General features: G+C 67.3%; 22 protein-coding genes and 1 pseudogene. 16 read left to right on the top strand and 7 right to left on the bottom strand.

Features of this window, described 5'->3' with window-relative positions; all coding sequences use genetic code 11:
* Positions 1-276 precede the first annotated feature (276 nt).
* On the top strand, positions 277-1,050 hold the full coding sequence (locus E1H18_RS06890; RefSeq protein WP_172265197.1) for a polysaccharide biosynthesis/export family protein: 774 nt from the start codon (positions 277-279) through the stop codon (positions 1,048-1,050).
* A gap of 31 nt (positions 1,051-1,081) precedes the next feature.
* The gene (locus E1H18_RS06885) at positions 1,082-2,323 is read left to right on the top strand and encodes a lipopolysaccharide biosynthesis protein (protein WP_172265194.1); all 1,242 of its coding nucleotides are present in this window, start codon (positions 1,082-1,084) and stop codon (positions 2,321-2,323) included.
* Here E1H18_RS06885 and E1H18_RS06880 read toward each other — a convergent pair.
* Together E1H18_RS06880 and E1H18_RS06875 are read right to left on the bottom strand one after the other, a co-directional pair.
* On the bottom strand, positions 2,259-3,707 hold the full coding sequence (locus E1H18_RS06880) for an O-antigen ligase (RefSeq protein ID WP_172265191.1): 1,449 nt from the start codon (positions 3,705-3,707) through the stop codon (positions 2,259-2,261). The two genes, E1H18_RS06885 and E1H18_RS06880, sit on opposite strands and share 65 nt — an antisense overlap.
* Positions 3,700-4,509, bottom strand: coding sequence for a WecB/TagA/CpsF family glycosyltransferase (locus tag E1H18_RS06875; RefSeq protein ID WP_172265188.1), 810 nt, complete (start codon positions 4,507-4,509; stop codon positions 3,700-3,702). Before E1H18_RS06875 ends, E1H18_RS06880 begins: the two co-directional genes overlap by 8 nt.
* A 131-nt stretch (positions 4,510-4,640) precedes the next feature.
* Here E1H18_RS06875 and E1H18_RS06870 point away from each other — a divergent pair, with 131 nt between their 5' ends.
* The 9 genes from E1H18_RS06870 (at position 4,641) to E1H18_RS06830 (ending at position 11,975) form a co-directional block, all read left to right on the top strand.
* A complete protein-coding gene (locus tag E1H18_RS06870) occupies positions 4,641-5,216 on the top strand; it encodes a sugar transferase (RefSeq protein WP_241735910.1) in 576 nt (191 codons plus the stop codon).
* Positions 5,217-5,218: 2 nt separating this feature from the next.
* On the top strand, positions 5,219-6,172 hold the full coding sequence (locus E1H18_RS06865; protein WP_172265182.1) for a glycosyltransferase family 2 protein: 954 nt from the start codon (positions 5,219-5,221) through the stop codon (positions 6,170-6,172).
* On the top strand, positions 6,169-7,128 hold the full coding sequence (locus tag E1H18_RS06860) for a glycosyltransferase family 2 protein (protein ID WP_172265179.1): 960 nt from the start codon (positions 6,169-6,171) through the stop codon (positions 7,126-7,128). Before E1H18_RS06865 ends, E1H18_RS06860 begins: the two co-directional genes overlap by 4 nt.
* A gap of 93 nt (positions 7,129-7,221) precedes the next feature.
* Positions 7,222-7,968, top strand: a complete 747-nt coding sequence (locus E1H18_RS06855; RefSeq protein ID WP_172265176.1) for a transaldolase — start codon at positions 7,222-7,224, stop codon at positions 7,966-7,968.
* A gap of 4 nt (positions 7,969-7,972) precedes the next feature.
* Positions 7,973-8,551, top strand: coding sequence for an HAD-IIIA family hydrolase (locus E1H18_RS06850; protein ID WP_172265173.1), 579 nt, complete (start codon positions 7,973-7,975; stop codon positions 8,549-8,551).
* A gap of 10 nt (positions 8,552-8,561) precedes the next feature.
* Positions 8,562-9,182 carry an SIS domain-containing protein gene (locus tag E1H18_RS06845; protein ID WP_172265170.1) on the top strand — a complete coding sequence of 207 codons (621 nt, stop codon included), beginning with the start codon at positions 8,562-8,564 and terminating at the stop codon, positions 9,180-9,182.
* Between the two features lie 5 nt (positions 9,183-9,187).
* Entirely contained in the window at positions 9,188-10,192 is a 1,005-nt protein-coding gene (locus tag E1H18_RS06840) for a galactokinase (protein ID WP_172265167.1), read from the top strand.
* Positions 10,189-11,277 (top strand): dehydrogenase, encoded by a 1,089-nt coding sequence (locus E1H18_RS06835; protein ID WP_206679036.1) that lies wholly within the window; start codon positions 10,189-10,191, stop codon positions 11,275-11,277. The genes E1H18_RS06840 and E1H18_RS06835 overlap by 4 nt, the downstream gene beginning before the upstream one ends.
* Positions 11,274-11,975 (top strand): sugar phosphate nucleotidyltransferase, encoded by a 702-nt coding sequence (locus tag E1H18_RS06830; protein ID WP_172265164.1) that lies wholly within the window; start codon positions 11,274-11,276, stop codon positions 11,973-11,975. Before E1H18_RS06835 ends, E1H18_RS06830 begins: the two co-directional genes overlap by 4 nt.
* Positions 11,976-12,020: 45 nt before the next feature.
* Here E1H18_RS06830 and E1H18_RS06825 read toward each other — a convergent pair whose 3' ends face one another.
* From E1H18_RS06825 to E1H18_RS06810, 4 genes are all read right to left on the bottom strand, one after another.
* Complete coding sequence (locus E1H18_RS06825) at positions 12,021-12,467, bottom strand: OmpA family protein (protein WP_172265162.1); 447 nt, start codon at positions 12,465-12,467, stop codon at positions 12,021-12,023.
* A gap of 136 nt (positions 12,468-12,603) precedes the next feature.
* On the bottom strand, positions 12,604-12,879 hold the full coding sequence (locus E1H18_RS06820) for a hypothetical protein (protein ID WP_172265160.1): 276 nt from the start codon (positions 12,877-12,879) through the stop codon (positions 12,604-12,606).
* Between the two features lie 18 nt (positions 12,880-12,897).
* Entirely contained in the window at positions 12,898-14,562 is a 1,665-nt protein-coding gene (locus E1H18_RS06815; protein WP_172265158.1) for a TadG family pilus assembly protein, read from the bottom strand.
* A gap of 1 nt (position 14,563) precedes the next feature.
* Positions 14,564-14,938: a TadE family protein gene (locus E1H18_RS06810; protein WP_206679035.1), complete on the bottom strand. Its 375-nt coding sequence runs from the start codon at positions 14,936-14,938 to the stop codon at positions 14,564-14,566.
* Between the two features lie 310 nt (positions 14,939-15,248).
* Here E1H18_RS06810 and E1H18_RS06805 point away from each other — a divergent pair, with 310 nt between their 5' ends.
* A complete protein-coding gene (locus tag E1H18_RS06805) occupies positions 15,249-16,148 on the top strand; it encodes a PAS domain-containing protein (RefSeq protein WP_172265155.1) in 900 nt (299 codons plus the stop codon).
* Between the two features lie 264 nt (positions 16,149-16,412).
* Here the strand turns inward: E1H18_RS06805 and E1H18_RS06800 are convergent, their stop codons facing one another.
* Positions 16,413-17,150, bottom strand: a complete 738-nt coding sequence (locus E1H18_RS06800) for an IclR family transcriptional regulator (protein ID WP_172265153.1) — start codon at positions 17,148-17,150, stop codon at positions 16,413-16,415.
* A gap of 211 nt (positions 17,151-17,361) precedes the next feature.
* On the opposite strand from E1H18_RS06800, the pseudogene E1H18_RS27250 reads away from it, so the two are divergent.
* The 4 genes and pseudogenes from E1H18_RS27250 to E1H18_RS06785 all read left to right on the top strand — a co-directional run.
* Positions 17,362-17,439, top strand: a pseudogene (locus E1H18_RS27250) (hypothetical protein); the annotation flags it as partial.
* Positions 17,440-17,538: 99 nt separating this feature from the next.
* Positions 17,539-20,310, top strand: a complete 2,772-nt coding sequence (locus tag E1H18_RS06795; RefSeq protein ID WP_206679034.1) for a TonB-dependent receptor domain-containing protein — start codon at positions 17,539-17,541, stop codon at positions 20,308-20,310.
* Between the two features lie 169 nt (positions 20,311-20,479).
* Positions 20,480-21,514 (top strand): cyclase family protein, encoded by a 1,035-nt coding sequence (locus E1H18_RS06790; RefSeq protein ID WP_206679033.1) that lies wholly within the window; start codon positions 20,480-20,482, stop codon positions 21,512-21,514.
* Positions 21,515-21,521: 7 nt separating this feature from the next.
* On the top strand, positions 21,522-22,715 hold the full coding sequence (locus E1H18_RS06785; RefSeq protein ID WP_172265151.1) for an alpha-hydroxy acid oxidase: 1,194 nt from the start codon (positions 21,522-21,524) through the stop codon (positions 22,713-22,715).

Genomic DNA, 22,715 nt, shown 5'->3' with positions numbered 1-22,715 from the left:
GCGGTGACACCCGATCCGAAAATGGACCCGCCTGAGTGCGGCGGTTAACCATCCGATACGGAGCCGGGTATTAACAAAGACTAATGGCCGGTCGCCGCCGATACCCGATATGGGTCGAGGTCAAGGCGGGTAGGCGAAAACCCTTTTGTCTCAGTATATTGCGGGGAATGGGGCGCCGCAATTTGACGCGCCTCAAATAGCTCTGGAAACCAAATCCTAACGGGCTTTCGGCTAGTTGCGTTTACCATGTTTCCGCTGCGGCTGATGGAGATTCGCGTGTCGTTCTGGGTCCGTCCGATCCTGCTGCTGTCCGCCGCCTTGGCGCTGGTCGGTTGCGCCGGCGCGCCGAGCGCTCGCGACAGATATCGTGAGCGCGGCTATTCCGACTATGAGGCGCCGCGTCGGCTGGAGCCCAACGCCTATGCCGATCCCGGCGTGGCCTTCGCGACCTGGACCAGCGAGGACTATCGCTATCGGATCGGGGCGGGCGACGAGCTGGCCTTGCGCTTCCTGGTCAATCCGGACCTCAACACCACCGTGGTGGTGGGGCCCGACGGGCGCGGGGTGTTCCCGCTGATCAGCGCCCAGGCTGTCGCCGGCCTGACGGCGGAGGAAGCCAACATCGCGCTGACCAACGCCTACGCCCAGGTGCTGCGCGCGCCGCATGTCGAGGCGCTGATCGCCACCTATGGCTCGTCGCAGATCTATGTCGGCGGGGAGGTTCGCGATCCGGGCGTCAAGCCGATCAAGGGGCAGCTGACCGTCGCCCAAGCGGTGATGGCGGCCGGGGGCTTCCAGGAAACCGCCCGCACCGGCAAGGTCGTGCTGATCCGCCAGCGCCCTGGCGATCCGCGCCTGCTGATGCAGACCATCGACGTGCGCGCGACCCTGGGTGGTCAGTCGGAGGGCGCTCTTACCGTGCTGCCGGGCGACCTGATCTTCGTGCCGCGCAGCGCCATCGCCGAGGTCAATCTGTTCATCCGGCAATACGTGACCGGGGCCTTGCCCTTCAACTTCAACTACAGCATCAACCGCGGCAATCGCTTCTAGGACGGCGCGCGCAGCAGGCTGAAGGGGACGGATGTCGCGTTATCTGATCTCCGCGCTCGAGCAGGCCCTGTGGTCGGTGCTGAACTTCGGCGTCAACCTGCTGCTGATCCGGTTCGTGGCCCCCGACCAGTACGGCGGCTTCGTGTTCTGGGCTTCGTGCGGCTTCGTGCTGTCCAGTTTCCAGAACGCGTTGACCCTGTGCCACCTGCAGGTGCTGTCGCCGGGCGATGGCGGCGATCCCGTGCGCGCGCCGGTCGAGCGTCTGATGGCGGGCGTGAACCTCATCTTCCTGCTGGTCGTCAGCCTGGCCTGCCTGGCGGGCGCCCTGGCGTGGCGGGCGGACGGCAGCCCCTATGGCGCTGTCGCTGCGGCGCTGTTCACGCCGGCCTATCTGCTGCAGCAGTATGTGCGCGGCCTGACCTTCTCGCGCGGCCGGCCCGGGGTGGCCGCGATCCAGACTGCGGCGGTCTTTGTTCTGGTCAGCGCATTGCTGGGCCAGGCCCTGCTGGCACACGCCGCCCTCGACGCCAACGCCATCCTGCTGCGCCTGGGCCTGGCCTATGCCGCGTGCGGGATCGGCGGGACGTTGTGGGCGCGGCAGGGGCTGCCGGGGTTGAAGGCTCTGGCTCGCTACGGCGACTACGCCCGGCAGTCGGGCTGGATCTTCCTGGGCGTGTCGAGCACCGAGCTGCTGACGCGCTTCTACGTCTTCGTGGTGGCCGGCTGGTTTGGACCGGTGGCGCTGGCGGCGCTGTCGGCGACCCAGCAGCTGCTGCGGCCGATCCCGCTGCTGGCGTCGTCGTGGAGCATGGTGGCGCGCGGCGACCTGGCGCGGCGGCGCGACCTGGGCCAATGGCCGGCCTTCGCTCGCATCGTGGCCCTGGCTGTCGCCGGCGGGCTGATCGTGGCGGCGGCCTGGAGCGCGATCATCTGGGCGGCCTGGCCCCTGGTCGCCACCCATCTCTTCGGCGGCAAGTACGGCGATGACGGCTGGATGGTGCTGTTGTGGGGCGTGGGGGCTGCGGTGGCTTTTGGCCAGACCGTGGTCAGCGCCGCCCTGCAGGTGCTGCGTGAGTTCAAGTCGCTGGCGCTGGCGAACACCGCCGCCTCGCTGGTCGCGGCGGGGGCGATCCTGTTGATCATCCGCGGCATGGGATCGGGCGGCGCCATCCTGGGCACCGTCGCCGGTCAGACGCTGGAGCTCGTGGTCATGATCGCCATCCTGACGGCGGCAATAGCGGCGAGGCGGAAGGCGGGGCGCGCCGGCGCCTAGGCGCGGGCTTTCTCTCCGTCGCCTCTGGGCGCTGCATGTCGATGTCGACGCCGACCAGCAGCATCAGGATCCCGAACATCGCATTGGCGATGAAGAAGCTGCTTTCCATCCAGTTGTGGACGAAGAAGATCAGCGGAAACGTGGCCAGGAACAGAGCGTGCGGCAGCAGGTCCTGGCTGGCGCGCGACGGATCCAGCAGGCCGCGTCGCAGAAAGGCCAGACCGCCCAGCATCCATCGCGTCAGCAGGATCAACGCGCCGGCCAGGCCAAACACGCCGGTGGTGACCAGGATGTCGATGTAACCGTTGTGCGACTCGTTGGTGTAGGTGTCGTCTGCGAACCACGCGCCGGTCTGCAGGCTGGGCTGGACCATCGGGTCGATGTCCCAGAATGACGAAAAGCCCACGCCCCTGATCGGCCGCTGGGCGAACTCGCCCAAGGCGAAGGCCCACACATCGGTGCGCTGGGTGAAGGTCACGTCGTGCAGCGGATACAGCGGGTCCTTGCCGTTGATGTAGCTCCAGGCCGTCCATCCGAAGACCGCGCCCAGCAGCGCCAGTCCGCCGATCGCGATCAGGGCCAGCAGGGCGCCGGATCGCAGGCGCAGGCACATCAGCAACGCCGGGATCATCGCCATGAGCACGACCACCAGGGCCAGGCTGGTCTTGGACTTGCTGACCACCAGCAGGACGAGACAGCCGACGAACAGCGCGCCCCACACGGCGCGAGCGGCCAGGCTGCGCAGGAAGATGACGTAGGGCAGGATCACCATGGCGCACAGCAGCATGACCACGCCCAGGGTGTTCTTGTGATTGTGGATCGCCGCCACGCCCAGCACGGTCATCGACTTCGCGGGCAGGACGATCCACGAAAAGAGGTCGATCAGGATGATGGCGGCGCAGGCCGTCGCCAGGGCCATATGCATCCGGCGCGCGTCGCGCAGGCCGGTGATCAGGGCCATGCAGACCAGGAGATTGATGACGTAGAGGATGAAGCGCTTGTTCGAGGCGCTGGGGTCGATCGCCCAGCGCGTGGTGGCGCCGAACCAGACGAACAGCAGAAGCAGAGGCCACAGGCGCTTGGCCAGATCGACCAAGGCGCTACGCCGCAGCCAGACGATGGGCAGGCTGAGCGCCAGCAGGGCCAGCCAGATCGTTCGGTTGACCGTCGAGGTCTGCGCCGCCCCGGTCAGCGCGTCCCGCGTCACCTGGTGGGTGTAGGGGCTCTGGCCGATCATCAGATACAGCACCATCAGCACCAGGACGAAGCCGGACCAGGCCGCCACCCAGCCGTCCTCGCGCTGACGCGACACGGCACGCTCCTCCTGCAGGCCGGCGCGCCAGTCGTCCAGGGCCCTGCGGCGCGGGGCGAACTCGTCAGCCATCGGCGCCCGCGCGCCGCAAGCCCAAACGTAGTCCCAGAGCGTCGCGGATGGCCAGGCCCAGGGCGTAGAAGCCGCGAAGGTAGCGCCGCCACAGGCGCTTGGGCTCCTTGGCCAGGCGATACAGCCAGACGAAACCCGAATGCTCCAGCAGGTCGGGCGCGGGATGGGAATCGCCGGTCAGCACCGACAGCGAGCTGCCGATGCACAGCCCCACGCCCGTGGCGCGGCCATCGGCGATGATGCGGCCGCACAACAGTTCCGACTGCGGCGGTCCCATGGCCACGAACACGAAGCGGGCGGGGTTTGCGGCCACGAAGGCGATGGTCTCGGCCACGGCCGCTTCGTTGCGGATCATGCCCATGGGCGGGATATGGTGGGCCAGGTTCGTCAGGCCGTACTGGGCGCGCAGCTTGGCGATCAGGTCCTCGGTGCCGCCGATGACGCTGAGCGGGGTGTCGGGCTGGATGACCTTGTCGAACAGGTCGCGCACGACATAGGCCCCCGGGGCGAACCGCAGGCGCAGGCCGCCCAGCCAGGCGGTGCGGCCGACCACGCGGCTGTCGTTGGTGCTGATCCAGCAGGCGTCGCTGACGGCGCGGAACTCCGGGTCGTGGCGACGAAGATAGGCGTGCTCGGCATTGGGCGTGACGAAGGTGACGAACGGCGCGTCGGCCGGCCGGGCGGCCAAGGCGTCGACCGTCTCGTCCACCGTCATCGGCGTGAAGCGCAGGCCGGCGAAATAGACCGCTTCGACCCCGTTTCGGGTATCTGAAAACGATTGCTGGCCTTGGGAACGGGACATTAAGGGGGCCTGGCGCATGTGGGCGTGAAGAAGCGTCACTAGACGTTTCACCGACTATCCGTCGCCCACCTTTACGTCCGGTTCCCGGTCAGAGGCCAGTCTTGAGATTTGCGCACGCGCTGAAACGGTTGATGGACATCGCTGTGTCGGCAGGCCTGCTGGTCGTGCTGGCGCCGGCGCTGGCCGTGATCGCCGGATTGGTCAAGGCGACCTCCAGGGGGCCGGTGTTCTATGCCTGCCACTGGGTGGGGCAGGGCGAGCGGTCGTTCACGGGCTACAAGTTTCGCACCATGGTCACGGGCGCCGAGGCCATGGAAGCCCAGCTCCAGGACCGCAACGAGATGAAGGGGCCGGCTTTCAAGCTGACCGACGACCCGCGCGTCACGCCCTTGGGCAGGACCTTGCGCAAGTACAGCCTGGATGAGCTGCCCCAGCTGTGGAGCGTGCTGAAGGGCGACCTCAGCCTGGTTGGGCCGCGCCCGCCGCGCCAGCATGAGTTCGCCCAGTTTACCGACTTTCAGAAGCAGAAGCTGGCCGTGAAGCCGGGCATCACCTGCCTGTGGCAGGTCGAGGGACGTCATCGCATCAACGACTATGACGACTGGGTCGCGCGCGACCTGGACTACATCCGCCGCTGGTCGCTGTGGCTGGATATTCAGATCCTGGCCAAGACGGCCGTGGTCGTGTTCCGTGGAACGGGGGTTTGACCATGGATGCGCCGATCGCCGTCAGCGTCGTGGTGCTCAGCTATGACCGCGTGCACCTGCTGGAACGCACCCTGACCACCTGCCTGAGGCCTGAGGTCTCCGAAGGCGTGCCGTTCGAGATCATCGTCGTCGACAACCATCCCGATCGTCTGGCCGAGGGCCTTGTGGCGCGGTTGGCGGAGCAGGGCGCGCCGCTTCGCTATTTCGCCGACCCGCGTCGCAACGTCTCGATCGTTCGCAATATCGGCATCAAGGCCGCTCTCGGAACCTATGTCGCCTTCATCGACGACGACGAGGCGCCCGACCCGCAGTGGCTGTCGGAGCTGTATCGCTGCCTGGAGCGCACCGGCGCCGACGCCGCCTTCGGGCCCAAGCATCCGGTGTTCGAGGCCGGCCATCCGCCCGCATGGGACCCGGAGGGCTGGCGCTACACCCTCGACTTCCGTGAGCCGGCCGACACGCCGCTCCATCTGTTCGGCCGCCTGCGCAAGAAGGGCAAGGGGCTGGGCAGCGGCAACGCCGCCTTCCGCGTCGCCACTTGCCTGGACACCGCCGAGCCGTTCAGCGTGGCGTTCGGCGACGGCAACGGCGAGGACACCCACCTGCTGTTCCGCCTGGCCCTGGCCGGCAAGCGCTTCGTCTGGTGCCCGACCGCCATGGTCCGCGAGTACATCGAGACCGACCGCACCAAGCCCAGCTACATGGTCACCCGCATGAAGCGCGGCTCGCAGCACTATGCGGCCTCGCGCATCGCCACCAGCGACCATCCCGGGCTGACGCGGGTGAAGGTCAGCCTGCTGGGCCTGGCCCAGATGACCGTCCATGCAGGGCTCTATGTGGTCTCGGGCGAGTGGCGGGCCGGCGCCGGTTTCGACAACCGCATCGGCATGGCCAAGGGGCTGGGCAAGCTGACCTGGCGCGCGCCGATCGGCTTCATCGACGAGAAGGCCGCATGAGCGACCTGTCGATCGCCATCTGCACCTATGACCGGCCCGAAGGGCTGGCGGCGACCCTGCGCTCGTGCCTGGGCCAGACCAACGCCCTGGGCCTGGCGATCGAGATCGTGGTCATCGACAACCATCCCAGCGGCAGCGCCCGCGTCGTCGTGGAGGGGCTGGCTGGAGAGGCCGCCTGGCCGCTGCGCTATGTCGTCGAGCTGACCCGCAACATGTCGACCCTGCGCAACCGGGGCTTCGCCGAGTGCCGAGGTCGGCTGGTGGCGATGATCGACGACGACGAGATCGCCGCGCCCGACTGGCTGGATCAGTTGGTCGGCGCCTTGCGCGCCGCCGACGCCGACATCGCCGTGGGGCCGCGTCTTGCGCGGTTCCTGGACGGTCCTCCGGCCTACGATCCGACGGGATCGCAGTTCGTCCGCGACCTGCATCTGCCCGACGGGGCGCTGATCGCTCTGACCAAGGCCTCGGGCAAGCCGCAGTACGGCCTGGGGACGGGCAATTCGCTGTTCGACGTCACGCGCTGCTTCCCGGATGGCCAGCCGGCGATGCGTGAGGCGTTCGGCGACGCCGGCGGCGAGGACGCCGAGCTGTTTACCCGCCTGCATCGCCAGGGCCGTCGCATCGTCTGGGCCGCCAAGGCCTATGTCACCGAGACCGTCGCGCCGCATCGCACGGAGGTCGGCTATCGCCTGATCCGGGTGCGCCGAGAAACCCAGCACTATGTCTCGATCTACCTGGACGCCGCTCGTCGTCCGGCGCTGGCCTGGGCCACGCTGATGGCCAAGGGTCTGCTGCAGCTGGCGGCGGGGACGGTTCTCGCCCTCGTGACGCTGGAGTTCGGCTCGGACCGCCGACTGCGCGGACGCCTCCTGATGGAGCACGGCCTCGGCAAGCTGATCTGGCGGAAGTCCGTGGGCTATATCGCCGAACCCTCTCTCAATGCCTCAGTCTGACACCCGACATTTGGCCTCGAACTTGCACCGCCGGGCGTGAAAAGGCGGGACCCGTCCCGTCGTGAAACCGACGCTCCCAGAAGGGGACACCATATGCTGCATCGCCTCGACGTGACGGAAGTCGCCAACGCCAACCTGGCCAGCCAGATCAAGCTGTTCGCCGATGGCGCCAGCCTGGAAGATTTCACCAAGTTGCACGACGGCGGCCAAGTGGCCGGCTTCACGACCAATCCGACCCTGATGCGCAGGGCCGGGATCACCGACTACGAAGCCTTCGCCCAGGCGCTGCTGGCCCGCATTCCCGACGCCCCGATCTCGTTCGAAGTGTTCTCCGACGCGTTCGAGGACATGAAGCGCCAGGCGCTGAAGATCGCGGCCTGGGGCGACAACGTCTATGTGAAGGTGCCCATCACCAACACCAAGGGCGAGAGCAGCCTGACGATGGTGCGCGAACTGGCGGCCCAGGGCGTGAAGGTCAACGTCACCGCCATCCTGACGCTGGAGCAGGTCGCCGCCACGGTCGAGGCTCTGGCCGACGACGTTCCGGCGGTGATCTCGGTCTTCGCCGGCCGCATCGCTGACACGGGGATCGACCCGATGCCGATCATGCGCGCCGCCGTCGCCATGGCGGCTCGAAAGCCCCAGGCCGAGGTGCTGTGGGCCAGCGTCCGCGAAGTGCTGAACATCTACCAGGCCCGCGACTGCGGCTGCCACATCATCACCTCGACGCCGGATGTGCTGAAGAAGCTGTCCATGGCCGGCAAGGACCTGGCCGAGCTGTCGCTGGAGACGGTGGCGATGTTCTATGACGACGCCCAGGCCGCGGGCTTCCAGCTCTAAGGCCATGACGCGCGCTTCCAACGGTCTCCGGCCGGCGGTCTTTCTCGACCGTGACGGCGTGCTGAACCACGTCGTCTGGCGCGATGGCAAGCCTGCTTCACCGCGCGCCGTCGACGAGCTGGAGATCGAAGCCGACGCCCCCCAAGCGCTGGCCGCCCTGAAGGCGGCCGGCTACCTGCTGCTGGTCGTCACCAACCAGCCGGACGTGCGCCGCGGACTCATGGCGGCCGAGGTTCTGGACGCGATCCATGCCCGTCTGGCGGCGGCGTTGCCCGTCGACGACATCGTCGCCTGCGTCCACGACAACGCCGATGATTGCGCCTGTCGCAAGCCCAAGCCGGGAATGATCCTGGAGCTGGCGGAACGTCATGGCGTCGATCTTTCGCGCTCATGGATGATCGGCGACCAGGACCGCGATGTAGCCTGCGGACAGGCTGCAGGTTGCGCGACGATCCTCTTGAAAAAGTTTTACAATTCCGGCGCCAATTCCGTCCCCGAACTGGGTTCTAGAGCCGTCGTCGAAACACTCCTGCAAGCGGTTTTGGCCATTGTCGAGCAACCGACAATCGCAACGGCGCCGTGAGGCAGAACCCATGTTTTCCGACCATTTCCTCGACGCGACCACGCGCGCGATCGCCGCTATCGACCGTTCGGCGATCGAGGCCGTGGCCACCACGCTGGCCAATGTCCGGGACGGGGGAGGGCGCCTGTTCATCCTGGGCGTCGGCGGCAGCGCGGGCCACGCCAGCCACGCCACCAACGACTTCCGCAAGATCTGCGGCTTCGAGGCCTATTGCCCGACCGACAACGTCTCGGAACTGACCGCCCGCATCAATGACGAGGGCTGGGAAGGCGTCTTCTCGACCTGGCTGGAGAGCAGCCGCCTGACGGCCAAGGACGGCCTGCTGATCTTCTCGGTCGGCGGCGGCAGCCTGGAGCCGCCGGTCAGCGCCAACCTCGTGCGCGCCATGCAGTACGCCAAGGACAAGGGCGCGGCCGTCACCGGCATCGTCGGTCGCGACGGCGGCTACACCGGCAAGATCGCCGACGCCTGCGTGATTGTCCCGACCGTCGACCCCGGCCTGATCACGCCGATCGTCGAGGGCCTGGCCGCTGTCGTGTGGCACCTCCTCGTTTCGCACCCGGCCCTGTCGCGCTCGAAGGGCCATTGGGAGCAGATCGCTCCCGCGACGGCCCCGGTCGCCGCCGAGTAGGCGTCATGATCTCGACCCGGACGCCGCTGCGCGTGACCCTCGGCGGCGGGGGCACCGATCTTGAAAGCTACTACCGGCAGGACGGCGGGTTCATCTTCGCCCTGGCCCTGGACAAGTACATCCACATCAGCGCCCACCGGCCGGCCTTCCACGATCATGTGGCCCTGATGGGTCCCGATCCCGAGAGCGTCGATCGCAGCGCCGACCTCAAGCACGAGCTGGTGCGCGCGGCCTTGCTGCGCCATGGCGTCGAGACCGGCTTCGAGGCCAGCTCGATCGGCGACATCGTCGGCGGCACGGGCCTGGGGTCGTCCAGCTGCTTCCTGGTCGGCTTCCTGCACGCCCTGCATGCCCTGAAGGGCAGTGTTCCGGACCGTCAGGCCCTGGCCGAAGAGGCGTGCGACCTGGAGATCAACGTCCTGAACAAGGGCATCGGCAAACAGGACCAGTACATGGCGGCCTTCGGCGGCCTGACCACGCTGGACATCGCGCCCAACGGCCAGGTCAAGGTCGGCTCGGTCAGCCTGGATCCGGAGGTCGAGGCGGCGTTCATCGACCGCACGCATATCTACTACACCGGCCTGCGCCGCGACGCGGCGGTGATCCTGGACGACCAGAACAGCGCCATGCTGGCTGGCGGCGACAAGCAGCGCCAGGCCGCCCAGAGCCTGGGGGCGATCAAGGACCTGGGCTACCGCATTCGCGACGCCTGGATCGCCGGCGATCTCGACGGCTGGGGCCGTATGCTGCACGAGCACTGGCTGAGCAAGAAGCAGCTGTCGGCCAAGATCAGCTGGCCGCACATCGACCAGCTGTACGACCACGTCCGCGCCAATCTGGGCGTCACCGGCGGCAAGGTGATCGGCGCCGGCGGCGGTGGTTTCCTGATGCTGTTCACGCCGGGCGACGGCGCCGAGCTCGAGGCCTATATGGCGTCGCAGAACATGCCGCGCCTGCGCTACGGCATCGACCGCGGCGGGACCCAGGTGCTGCTGAGCGAGGCGGCATGAACGCCTGGCGGGGCGAGCGCATGGAGACCGCGGGCCGGAGCCGTTCGCTCCGCGCCTTCGACGTCCGTGCGCGCGCCCCGCTGAGGCTTGGCCTGGCCGGCGGCGGCACGGATCTTTCGCCCTATTGCGACCAGTTCGGCGGGGCGGTGCTGAACGCCACGATCGACCGCTTCGCCTTCGCCCACATCACGCCCAGCGCCGACGGACAGGTCGTCTTCCGCGCCCGCGATCTGGACGCCGAGGAGCGTCACCCGCCGGGACCGCTTGCCCTGGATGACGGCCTTGTCCTGCATCGCGCCGTCTATGACCACATGGTGCAGGCCTATCTGGATGGCGAGGCGCCAGCCCTGACCGTCTCGACCACGATCGACGCGCCGGCCGGTTCGGGCCTGGGCTCGTCCTCGGCCCTGGTCGTGGCGCTGGTCGAGGCCTTCCGCCTGGCGCTGGACCTGCCGCTGGGGCCTGCCGATGTCGCCCGCCTGGCCTTCGAGATCGAGCGCCGCAAGCTGGGCTTGGCCGGCGGTCGCCAGGACCAGTACGCGGCGGCGTTTGGCGGCGTGAACTTCATCGAGTTCCTGGCGGACGACAAGGTCCTGGTCAGCCCGCTGAGGGTGCCGCGCGCCTATCTGAACGAATTCGAATCCTCTTTGGTGATTTGCTTCACCGGCCAGTCGCGACGGTCCGAGACCATCATCAAGGAGCAAATCGAAGGTCTGGTCGGCATGAACGCCGAGACCGTCGAGAGCATGCACCAGCTGAAGGCCGATGCGGCCCTGATGCGCGAGGCTCTGCTGCGCGGCGACATGCGCGACATGGCCGCCATCCTGATGCGCTCGTGGTCGGCCAAGAAGCGCACCGCCAGCGGCGTGGCCACCGACACCGTCGATCGCCTGTTCGACCTGGCCATCGCCCACGGCGCCTGGGGCGGCAAGGTGTCCGGCGCGGGGGGCGGGGGCTTCCTGATGTTCTTCACCGATCCGGAGAACCGCCACCACCTGATCTCGACCCTGAACGCCGCCGGCGGCCAGGCCAGCTCGGTCAAGGTGACCTTCGAGGGGGCGGAAGCCTGGAGCGTGCCGCGGTGAGCGTGAGGCAGTGCGTGGTCCTGGTGGGAGGGCTTGGGTCTCGCCTGGGCGAGCTCACGCGAGACATGCCCAAGCCGATGCTGCAGGTCGCGGGACGACCCTTTCTGGAACACCTGCTGGCTAAGGCGGCGCGGCACGGGTTTGCGGACGTTCTGCTGCTGGCGGGACACGGCGCGGCGGTGATCGACCATCATCTTGCGGAGAGCCAGATCGGCGAGCGGCTGGGTCTTCGGATTGACGTGTCGGTCGAGCCCGCGCCGCTGGGCACCGGCGGCGCTCTGGTCCATGCGCGCGACCGGCTGGACCCGGCCTTTCTGCTGATGAACGGCGACACCTGGTTCGATTTCGACTGGCGCGACCTGGCGGACTGGAATGCCTATCCGGCCGGCATGGCCCTGCGATCCGTTGCGCCGGCCGATCGCTACGAGACCGTGAGCCTGGAGGCCGACCGGGTCGCCCGTATGACGCCGCGGGATCCCGCGCTGCGCCAAGGGCTGATCAATGGCGGCGTCATGCGCCTGGAGCGCGCCTTGATCCCCGATGCTTCGGGAGCGCTCTCTCTGGAGCGCGACCTGATGCCGGCGCTTTGCGCGTCCGGCCAGGTCGGAGGCAGGGTCTTTGCGGGCGATTTTATCGACATCGGCCTGCCGGAAAGCCTGGTCGCCGCATCCGACCTCATCAAGCCTCGCCAGCTCTGAAGCCGGGGCGGCCGCAGAGCTGGAGAAGGCCTGCCATGCCGCACACTAACCTGCGGGCCGAGCCTCGACGGTGACACGCACACGACGGCGGATCGGACGCTCAGCGTCGCCTCGCGTCGCCCCCTTGTCGCCAAGCGCGACGATCTCCATCCGATCTCGCCGCCAGCCGGCCGCCGTCAGAAAGCTGGCGACGGCATCGCCGCGCTTCTGGGACAATTGCTGGTTCTTGTCAGTCGAGCCCTTCACGCCGGCGAGGCCTACGATCCTGACGCGCTCGATGTCACAATCCTTGAAGGACTGCTGATCCGCCGTGAGGGCCGCTCGCGCATCGGGACCGATCTCGGCTCTCCACTGGGCGAAATACACGCTGAAAGTACGGGATGCGCACAGGCCACCCGGCTTTGGAGCCGAGACGGCGACGGTCGGCGCCATCAATGCCAATCCGCCCATGAGGGCGATAGCCGTCCACGGCTTCTCAAGTGACAGTTTCAAGGCCCACCCACTCCGTTGGGAACCGCGACGAACCGTGCGGTGCGACGAGCAGCGCCACCCGTGCTCGCAACCTTGAGCATGCGCAGAACGGCGGTCTCCGCAAGCCTCCACGCTCATTTCCGATGGATGACGCAGCCTAGGCCCCGACCGTCATGCCCTTGTCGGAAAGCTCTGATGGCGTCGGACGCCAGCCATTTTCCAGCAAATCCAGAGCCATCAGGTGAGCGACCTCCAAGGTCAGCAGCTCCAAGGCGTCCAGCAATTCGGCGCGGCGCTCCTGAACCGGCGTGTAGGCGTAGAGGGCGCAGATGGCGTGCATTCGGCCGCGGATGTTCGGGGGCTCGAACATCGAGCCCAGCAGGCTGAACTCGGACGTGCCGGCGAAACGGAGCTGATGATAGGGCAGGGGCATTTTCAGGGGTCCTTTGCGTCAGGCAACCAGCGCGGCGTCGCGGCAGCGCAGGCCATTCATGCGGACGTCGGCCTGTCCCAGGCGCACGCCCACCAGGTTGGTCAGGCTGTTCAGCACCTCGTCCAGAGGCGAAGCGAGGGGGCTCAGCAGCGACCCAACCGCTCCGGTCAAGGCGGAGTCGCCCAGACCTAGCCCCAAGCCCAGCACGTCGGCCTTCAGCGACAGGTTCTGAAGCAGGGTCGAGGCGGAGGCGCGGACCAGGTCGGTGGTCGAGACGGTCTTGACGACCCGCCCTCGAACCTCGTCCTGGCTGAAGCGCACCGTCTTCCAGGCCTGGCCGCCCAGTGACACCGATGACTTGCCGGTCACCGAGAATAGAGGGGCCTTGGCAATCGCCGCCGGGGCGGGCGTCAGGGGCCTCTTGAAGTCGTCGAGCTTGTCGGTGTCGATTTCGCCGATGGCCAAGGTTCCGAGGCCGGGGCTGACGCTGAGCGTGGCCTCGCCCTGGGCGCAGGACATCGCCGCCAGCTTGGCCGCGCCCGAGGCCATTTCGACATAGAGCGGCAGCTTGATCTGGGCGGGGGCCAACAGGCCGGAGCCGCCGACCTTGGCTTCCAGGTAAAGTCGGGTTTGGGCGGTGCGGACGATGACGTCGCGGCTGGCGGTGATCGTCATCCAGGGCGCGCTGTTGGGCGGCTCTCCGATGGCGAGCCAGGCGGTCAGTTCGCCGACGCCGGGGACGGCCGCGCCCAGGTCCAACTTGACCTGCCGAGCGCCGTTGGACAGTTCCAGCACCGCCTTGGCGAGATTCATGGCGTCCAGCTTGACCGCCGCACCGCCGCCGCCCTGCACATGGCTCTGGGAGCCGTAGGGCCCAGGGTCGAACAGGCGAGTCAGCTCGGCGGGCGTGCGATTGCCGGCGGCGCGCGCGAGGCTGCCGGCGGCGCTGGCCGCGCGCGTCTGGCCCTTGGCGCCGAGGGCGACCGAGAGGGCTTTCAAGGCCTGTCCGGTCGTGACCTTGGCGCGCAGCGCCTCGTCATAGGACGCGACCTTCAGGTTCGCCTGAGTCTTGAGCGCGTCCAGGTAGTCGAACAGTTCGATGTCGGCGTCCGCCAGGGCGTTGTAGTCCATCACCGACAGGCTGACGCTGGAGCCCGTCAGTCCGCTGAGCAGGGCGTTGGCGAGGCCGCCATCCAGCGCCGCCAGCCGCGTGCCGATCGAGAAGCTGGCCAGGTCGGCCCGCGCGGCTGTGGCCTGGCGGGAGATGCCTATGCTGGACTTGCCGGTGATCGTCTGGCCGAAGAACAGCGGCGCCTGGCTATCGACCTTCACCCGCACGGCGTCGGGCTCGCTGGCGCCAGGTTGAAAGCGTGCGGATGCCGACAGGCTGCGATCGTGGGCGTAGCGGCCCTTCTCGATTGTCACCGTCAGGGGGCCGGTCCAGCCGTTGGCGCGCGCCGTGGCTAGGGCGGCGGCTTCGGCGTTGTCCAGGTCGCGCGCAGCGGCCATGGCGGCCAGATCGGCTGTGCCCTGCAGACGGCGTGTCTCAAGGAACACCGAGCCCGTGTCGACAGCCAGGGCGGTGGCGCCCAGCATCGCGCTCATGGCGAAAGCGCCGAGGACCGCCACGCCGCCGTCCTCGTTAGTGGCGAAGCGGGACTTGGCCAGGGTGGAGCGGGGCATCTCAGTATCCTCCCAGGCGGACCGCGGCTTGGCGCGTGATCATCTTGGGCGGCGAGGGGACCAGGCCATCGAGCGCGCGGAAGGCGTCGCCGGCGGTGTCGTAGCGAACCGAGACGATGATCCGGTCGCTCAGGCTGTCGACGCCGATGTCGGCGGCCTGGGGACGCAAGGTGGCATAGTCCGCGACTTCCGAGTCCATCGCCTCGCGGGCCAGGGACACGCGCTCGGCCGGATCCAGTCCCGCCAAGGCGGCGCGGGCCGCATTGTTGGCCACCTGCTGGACGGTATGGGCGACCCAGAAATACTGGCCCCAGACCAGTATGCCGACCATCATGATCATCAGGACCGGGCTGAGCAGCGCAAATTCGACTGCCACTGCGCCGCTTTGATCCCCACGCCACGGTCTGTTGTTCGAGCGTCCTCTCATGTGACGTCTCCTCCCTGATGGAGGAGAGTTTCGCGTTCACACCACTTGAGATTGGTAAGGACGTGCCTGCGGCAATTTCGCGCAATAAGTGCGACACCCCGCCGCACCTCCATCTCAGGCACAGGGTGTTATGCCGATGGAGATACAAGGATAGCGAGATGAATTCGCCGCGCTCGCCGTTATCCTTAAAGTCTTCGTTACGACGTTTTACGAGTTTTGCGCAAAGCTGGCCCGTTGCAAGGAGACCGATATCAAGTCGTTGAACTCGGAACCGCTTTCGGTCACCGCCGGCGAGATCAGCCGCAACTTCGGGCATTGGCAGGATCGCGCCTTGGAGGCGCCGGTGATTGTCACCCACCACGGCCGCCCGCGCGTGGCGGTGGTCTCTGCGGGGCTGTTCTTCGGCCTGACGGGCGACAGCTCAGGACGTGAAGCCCGCGTGCGGTCCGAGACGGCGCTGGCCGCCGTGCTGGGCGCGATGAGCGAGGCCTTCGTAGCCTTCGACGAACACTTGAGGGTGCAATCCGTCAACCATCCGTTCGAGGCGTTGTCCGGGCTGAGCGCGCCTCAGATGGAGGGGCTGACCTGCGCCGAGCTGTTTCCTGCGCCGGGGCAGGTTTTGATCGCCGAGCAGCTGTTGCGGGCGCTGCGGGCCGGAGAGGTGGTGGAGTTCGAAGCCGCCGCTTCGCCGGACGGCGAACGCCGCTGCAGCATGCGAGCCTTTCCCTATCCGGGCGGCGTGGCCCTGGTGATGCTGAACCGCAGCGAGGAGCGCGATCTGCGTCGCCGGTTCGAGGCTTCCGAGGCCTACCGCGCCGCGACCTCCAATCTGCACGACCTGGGCTCGGCGCGGCTGACCGTTCGGGGTTCCTTCGCCGAGCTCGACGAGCGTTTTGCGGCCATGACGGGCTTTAAGGTCGAGGAGCTGATCGACTATCGCCTGATCGACATCGTCAAGCCCGCCGAACGCCACGACCTATCAGCCCGAATAGAAACGGTCCTGCGCACCAACGTTCCCGCCGCCATGAGCACGACTCTCCTGGTCAAGAACGGTCTGGATCGTCACGTCGAACTCAGCCTGGTTCCCCTGATGGAGAACTTCGCGGTCGTCGGTCTGGTCGCCGCGGTCCGGGCGCTGAACGGCGCAGAGGCTTATTGAAGGGCCCGGGATCACAAGCCGCGAGCCGACTGGCCGCCGCGCCAGCCAGGTGGCCCAATCCGGGTTTGCCAGCCGGTCTTGGCCTTGTGGGGGCGGTGCAACACTCCGTAGCCTGATCAGCCTACCGCCACCCCACCGGCGGGACACTATTGGCCGGCCGACGTCATGACCGTTGGCCGGCCTTTTTCGTCTGGCCCCATCGCATCCGCGGGGCACGGGGCGCCGCTTTGCCACCCAGATCAGTGAAGAGGGAAGAAGCGTCCTCTAAGCTGCGGTCGGGACGTTGTCGTAGAGCGGAGCGGTCTGGCCGCCCAACGTGCGGCTGAGATTGATCGCGACCTCGATCAGGACGGGGCTCACCACTTTCACCCGGTCTCGCGTCAGGCGCGCCGAGGGGCCCGACAGGGTCAGGGCGCCGGCCAGGCTGGCGCCGCCCGAGAAGACCGGCACCGAGATCGACGTCACCAGCGGCGTATGCGCGCCGGAGCTGTAGTAGGGCAGCGCGGTCGGGCTGGTCTTGGTGGGCGGCGTAGCGCCAAAATCCATGAGCACGTTGGCTGCGGACGACTTGTCGAGGTCGCGCACGGTGCCCTGGGGCACTTCCAGGCGCAGGGCCTGCAGCGAGTTTTCGCGATACAGGCACATGCGCTTGTCGCCTTGCCGGATCCAGAACGAGGCCGTCTCGCCGGTCTCCACCGCGAGGTGCTGCAGCAGCGGCCGGATATGTTGTTCCAGGTCCATGGCCTCCTGATAGGCCGTGGCCAGCCGCATGATCTCGCCGCCCAGTCGATAGCGGCCATCCAGCGTGCGGACGACGAGCCCGGCCGCCTCCAGGGAGATCGCCATGCGCATGATGGTGCTCTTCACCAGCCCGGTGCGCTCGGCCAGTTCCGTCAGTTCCAGGGTGTCGTCGCCGATCTGGAAGGCCGTCAGGATCGACAGCACCCGATCGGCCGAGGCGACTCCGGAGAGGGCAGGGCGCGGTCTTGCCTTGGTGTTCATCGCGATAGCTTCCAGCGGGCCTTTAAGACGGAGAACAGGACGTTCGAGCGGTCGCAGGCGCCCGCATCGACCACCTGGGCGTGAGCAGCCTTGGAATCTCATACGCCTTCGTCGGGATAATTTGAAAGGTCATTTCGAAAATTACCCGCGATGCGCGGCGGCTCTCCCAATTTGGGGTCTAATAAATGAAACGGTATTTTAAAATAAATCGAAACGTGATTTCATAATTGCAACGACGGTGTCCCTTGCCGTCGCTGGAGCGGCCGCAACGGTCGCCCGACAACGATAGAAGCCCCAGCAAACGGGGCGGGGGAAACGAATGGAAAAGTCGCGTACCGCCCTGCGCAGGGGCGCTGCTTCATCATGGCTCGGCTGCGGCGCCAGCCTGTTGACTCTCACGATGTGCCTGGCCGCCGCGCCGGCGATGGCCCAGCAGGCCGCCCAGTCGCGCGCCTCTGAGGAGAGCGTCGTCGACGCCGTCGTCGTGACGGGTTCGCGTATCGCCCGGACGGGCTACACCACGCCCACGCCGGTCACCTCGCTGTCGACGGAAGAGCTGACCCGGACCTCGCCCTCGACGGCGTCCGAGGCCTTGCGAACCCTGCCGGCCCTGACCAACACCTCGGGCACCCAGCGCAACTCGGGCAGCACCGGCGGCGGCCAGAGTTTCCTGGACCTGCGCGGCCTGGGCGCGACCCGCACCCTGACCCTGCTGGACGGCCGCCGCTTCGTGGCCACCAACGTCACGGGCAGCGTCGACGCCAACCTGATCCCGTCGGCCTTGCTCGAACGCGTCGAGATCGTCACCGGCGGCGCCTCGGCGGCCTACGGTTCGGACGCCGTCAGCGGCGTGGTCAACTTCATCCTCAACAAGAAGTTCGAGGGCTTTAAGGGCAATCTGCAGTACGGCCAGACCTCGCACGGCGACAACAAGGAGAAGGTCGTCAACCTGGCGGCGGGCCATGCCTTCGCCGGCGGCCGGGGCCATGCGATCGGCAGCTTCGAGTACTACAACAACAAAGGCATCCCGGCGGCCTCGCGCGGCTGGTCCCGTGAAGGCTGGCAGATCATCAACATCCCCGGCGCGGCCGGCACCGAGGCCTCGCCGACGCAGAACATCGCCTCGAACGTGCGCCTGGTCAGCAGCTATGGCGGCCTGATCCTGGGCGGCGTCGGCGGGACCGCCGCGGCCAACGCCAGCTTCCGGGGCATCACCTTCAATCCGGACGGCAGCCCGCGCGTCTTCGACTTCGGCACGCTGACCTCGACGGGCACCCAGGTCGGCGGCGACGGCATCGACAACGCCGCGATCCAGCAGTTGAACCGTCCGCTGGACCGTAAGACCCTGTTCGCTCACGTCAATTACGACGTCACCGACAGCTTCCGGGTCTTTGCCGAGGGCAACTACGGCGCGGTCCACACCGACTACACCAACGGACCGAACGTCCATAATAGCGCCTCGGCGCAGACGGCCTACATCACCATCCAGCGCGACAACGCCTTCCTGCCGACCAGCGTGCGCAATCAGATGATCGCCTCCGGCGTGAACGCCCTCACGATGACGCGATGGGACCTGGAGGACGGCAAGACCCACACCGACAACCAGAACTACACCACGCGGTTCGTCACCGGCTTCGACGGCAAGATCTTCGGCTGGACGACCACCGGCTATGTCGAGTGGGGCCAGAACCGCAACAAGAACATCGTCAAGTCGACCAACAACATCTTCAACTTCGCCTTGGCCGTCGACTCGGTGATCAACCCCGTGACGGGGCAGGCGGTGTGCCGCTCGACCCTGACCAATCCGGGCAACGGCTGCGTCGCGTTCAATCCGTTCGGCGTCGGCGCCCCGTCGGCGGCCGCCCTGGCCTATGTCAACGCCGAGAGCCCGGCGCGCACCCGCAACACCCAGAAGGCCGCCGGCTGGAACATCTCCGGCACGCTGTTCGACAACTGGGCTGGCCCGGTGTCGCTGGCCGCGGGTCTGGAATACCGCAAGGAGTCGTCGGTCGTGACCTCCGACGCCCTGTCGCTGCAGGGCGGTTACAAGATCGGCAACCAGCAGCCGTGGTCGGGCAGCTACAGCATCAAGGAAGCCTATGCCGAGACCGTCGTCCCGCTGCTGAAGGACGTCTTCCTGGCCAAGTCGCTGGAGCTGAACGCCGCCGCCCGTCGCGCCGACTACAGCACCAGCGGCCCGGTCACGACCTGGAAGGTGGGTCTCAGCTACAAGCCGATCGACGACCTGCGCTTCCGCTACACCCGCTCGCGCGACATCCGCGCGCCGAACCTGAACGAGCTCTTCACCGCCGGCCGCCAGGGCGTGGCCTCGGTCAACGACCCATTCCGGACCGGCAATCCCCTGGTCTCGAACATCTCGACCCTGACGACCGGCAATCCGAACCTGCAGCCGGAAAAGGCCGACACCACCACCTACGGCGTCATCTACCAGCCATCGTGGGCGCAGGGCCTGTCGATGTCGGTCGACTACTACGACATCAGCATCGCGGGCGCGATCGCCACGGTCGACAACCAGATGATCGTCAACCAGTGCTTTGCGGGAATCGCCGATCTCTGCGCGCTGATCACCCGCGACGCGGCCGGCAACATTGTCCGGTTCCGCAACTCGCCGGTGAACTACTCGTCGCTGAAGACAAGCGGGATTGACATCGAGACGACCTATCGCGTGCCGGTCGATCAGTGGGCCGACTGGTGGAAGGGGCGGCTGACGCTGCGGGGCGTGGCCACCTATGTCGAGCACTTCATCACCGCCGCGCCGGGCCTGGTCACGCTGGACACGGCCGGCTCAGTGGTCGGCAACCAGCCGCACTGGCGCTCGCAGGTCCAGGGCACCTATCAGCTGGATCGCCTGAGCATCACCCTGATCGGTCAGCATGTCGGCGGCGGTCTCTACGACGCCACCCGCAACGCCCGTCAGCTGGGCTTCCGCGAGTCCAAGGGCCAGACCCTCCTGAGCACGCAGATCAGCTACGACATGCCCCAGCTCGGAGGCGGTCAGGTCTATCTCAACATCAAGAACCTGCTCGACACCGACCCGCCTGTGGCGCCGACCGCAGGCAACCTGGCGGTCAACACCAACGGCACGCTCTACGAGACCTTCGGGCGGATGATCCGCGTCGGCGTGCGCTTCCAATACTAGGCCCACTGGAGGCCCGCCGATCACTCGGCGGGCCTCGCTCTTTGCGAGCGGCTTGTCAGAAGTTCAAAACGAAACGTCGTTCTAAAATATCTTGCCCATGTCGAGCGATTGCGGTTTCATCGCTCTGAACGAAGCGCCGCGATGTACGGCGCGCATCGGGGGGACACCCATGAAGATCCAGATGAAGTCCGCCGCCTCCGTGGCGATCCTGCTGTGCTCGGCCCTCGGCGGCCCGGCGTTCGCGCAGTCGCCCAAGGACCATGTCGTCACCCAGGAAATCTTCGACAAGTGGAAGACCCAGTATTCGAACTGGGGGCGCTGGGGCGCGGACGATCAGAAGGGCACGCTGAACCTGATCACGGCCGCCAAGCGCAAGCAGGCCGCCGCGCTGGTCAAGGACGGCTTCGTGGTCTCGCTGGAGCGCGACATCATCGCCGTTCCGGTTCCAGAGGATGGCCAGGCGGCGCCACGCACGCCCGTGCAGCAGAAGATGCTGAGCGGTCCGCCCAAGCGCACCACCGGCTCGACCGACAGCCTGACCATCGCCGCGCACGGCTACGACCTGACCCACTTCGACGCCTTCGGCCATCACCTGTACGACGGCAAGATGTACAATGGCTTCACCGCCGCCGAGCACCTGTCGATGGAGACGGGGCTGAGCAAGGGATCGGTGATTTCGGCCAAGGAAGGCTTCTTCACCCGCGGCGTGCTGGTCGACATCCCCCGCCTGAAGGGCGTGAAGTATCTCGAGCCCGGCACGCCGATCTATGTCGAGGACATCGAGGCCTGGGAGAAGATGGCGGGGGTCAAGATCGGCTCGGGCGATGCGGTGTTCATCCGCACCGGCCGTTGGGAGCGCGAGGCCGAGGTCGGCAAGTGGAGCGTGGGCAAGGAGGCCGCCGGTCTCGACGCCTCGGTCGTGCCGTGGCTGCGCCAGCGCGACATCGCGGTGCTGGGCAGCGAGTCGGCGCTCAGCGTCGTGCCGTTCCCCAAGACCACGACCATCACCAACGAAGACGACTATCTGCCGGCCCACAATTTCGCGCTGGTGGCGCTGGGCATGAACCTGATCGACAACGCCGATCTCGGCCAACTCGCCGTCGCGGCGGCGCAGCGCAAGCGCTGGGAGTTCCTGGTCAATTTCGCGCCCATCCGCGTGACCACGGCCACCGGCGTGCCGATCAATCCGATCGCCGTGTTCTGACGCCTCCATGAGCAAGTCAGAGCCTGCGGCGCGCGCTCACCTCGACAAGTATCTGGCCCTGGATGATTTCGAGATCGCGGCGCGCGGCCGCCTGCCGCGGCCCATCTTCGAGTACATCCGGGGCGGGGTCGAGGATAGCCAGTCCCTGGACGCCAACCGGGTGGCTTTCCGCAGGCTGGCCTTCGTCACCCGCGTTCTGCGTCCGATCTCCAAGCGCTCGACCTCCACCCCGCTGTTCGGGAAGACCTGGGGCGCACCGTTCGGCATCGCGCCTATGGGCATCTGCGCGTTGAGCTCATACCGCGGCGATCTCGTTCTGGCCGAGGCGGCCGCCAAGGCCAATATCCCTTTCATCATGAGCGGCGCCTCGCTGATCGCCTTGGAAGACGTGGTGGCGGTCAATCCCGACGCCTGGTTCCAGGCCTATCTGCACTACGACGCCGACAAGATCCTGCCGATGCTCGACCGGATCGCGGCGGCCGGCTACGGGACCCTGGTCGTCACGGTCGATACGGCGGTGGGCGGCAATCGGGAAAACAACATCCGGGCGGGCTTTCGGACGCCGCTTCGGCCCAGCCTGCGGCTGGCCTGGGATGGCCTTGTGCGACCGCGCTGGCTGGTCGGCGTGTTCCTGCAGACCCTGCTTCGCCACGGCATGCCGCACTTCGAAAACAGCTCGCACGAGCGCGGCGCGCCGGTGATCTCGGCGCGGGCCGAGCGCGACTACTCCCAGCGCGGTCAGCTCAGCTGGCGCCATATCCAGATCATCCGCGCCCATTGGAAAGGTCGCCTGATCATCAAGGGGGTCCTTCATCCCGAGGACGCCAGGATGGCCGTCGATGCCGGCGCGGATGGTTTGATCGTGTCCAATCACGGTGGCCGCCAGCTGGACGGCGCGATCGCGCCGCTGGTCGCGCTACCGGGCGTCGTGGCTGCGGCCGGACGCACGCCGGTGATGGTCGACAGCGGCTTCCGCCGAGGCGGCGACGTGCTCAAGGCCCTGGCCCTGGGCGCCCAGTTCGTCTTCGTCGGCCGGCCGTTCGCCTTCGCCGCGGCCATGGGCGGCGTGGCGGGTGTGGGGAGGGCCATCGATCTGCTACGCGCCGAGATCGACCGTAACCTGGCCATGCTGGGCCTGACCGCCATCGACAAGGTCAGTCGCGCGTGCCTCCGACGTCCGGACGGCGAGGCGTTGGACTAG

The organism is Caulobacter sp. RHG1, assembly GCF_013181195.1.
Classification (GTDB): Bacteria; Pseudomonadota; Alphaproteobacteria; order Caulobacterales; family Caulobacteraceae; genus Caulobacter.
The sequence above is the reverse complement of the archived record's forward strand: the minus strand, read 5'-3'. Positions and strand labels throughout refer to the sequence as shown.

Bases quoted from the DNA above. Each gene is read 5' to 3' on its own strand.
- E1H18_RS06875 (WP_172265188.1), bottom strand. From the start codon at position 4,509: ATGTCCCGTTCCCAAGGCCAGCAATCGTTTTCAGATACCCGAAACGGG.
- E1H18_RS06815 (WP_172265158.1), bottom strand. From the start codon at position 14,562: ATGCCCCGCTCCACCCTGGCCAAGTCCCGCTTCGCCACTAACGAGGAC.
- E1H18_RS06820 (WP_172265160.1), bottom strand. From the start codon at position 12,879: ATGCCCCTGCCCTATCATCAGCTCCGTTTCGCCGGCACGTCCGAGTTC.
- E1H18_RS06885 (WP_172265194.1), top strand. From the start codon at position 1,082: ATGTCGCGTTATCTGATCTCCGCGCTCGAGCAGGCCCTGTGGTCGGTG.
- E1H18_RS06870 (WP_241735910.1), top strand. From the start codon at position 4,641: ATGGACATCGCTGTGTCGGCAGGCCTGCTGGTCGTGCTGGCGCCGGCG.
- E1H18_RS06880 (WP_172265191.1), bottom strand. From the start codon at position 3,707: ATGGCTGACGAGTTCGCCCCGCGCCGCAGGGCCCTGGACGACTGGCGC.
- E1H18_RS06860 (WP_172265179.1), top strand. From the start codon at position 6,169: ATGAGCGACCTGTCGATCGCCATCTGCACCTATGACCGGCCCGAAGGG.
- E1H18_RS06850 (WP_172265173.1), top strand. From the start codon at position 7,973: ATGACGCGCGCTTCCAACGGTCTCCGGCCGGCGGTCTTTCTCGACCGT.
- E1H18_RS06785 (WP_172265151.1), top strand. From the start codon at position 21,522: ATGAGCAAGTCAGAGCCTGCGGCGCGCGCTCACCTCGACAAGTATCTG.
- E1H18_RS06865 (WP_172265182.1), top strand. From the start codon at position 5,219: ATGGATGCGCCGATCGCCGTCAGCGTCGTGGTGCTCAGCTATGACCGC.
- E1H18_RS06800 (WP_172265153.1), bottom strand. From the start codon at position 17,150: ATGAACACCAAGGCAAGACCGCGCCCTGCCCTCTCCGGAGTCGCCTCG.
- E1H18_RS06790 (WP_206679033.1), top strand. From the start codon at position 20,480: ATGAAGATCCAGATGAAGTCCGCCGCCTCCGTGGCGATCCTGCTGTGC.
- E1H18_RS06855 (WP_172265176.1), top strand. From the start codon at position 7,222: ATGCTGCATCGCCTCGACGTGACGGAAGTCGCCAACGCCAACCTGGCC.
- E1H18_RS06835 (WP_206679036.1), top strand. From the start codon at position 10,189: ATGAACGCCTGGCGGGGCGAGCGCATGGAGACCGCGGGCCGGAGCCGT.
- E1H18_RS06840 (WP_172265167.1), top strand. From the start codon at position 9,188: ATGATCTCGACCCGGACGCCGCTGCGCGTGACCCTCGGCGGCGGGGGC.
- E1H18_RS06845 (WP_172265170.1), top strand. From the start codon at position 8,562: ATGTTTTCCGACCATTTCCTCGACGCGACCACGCGCGCGATCGCCGCT.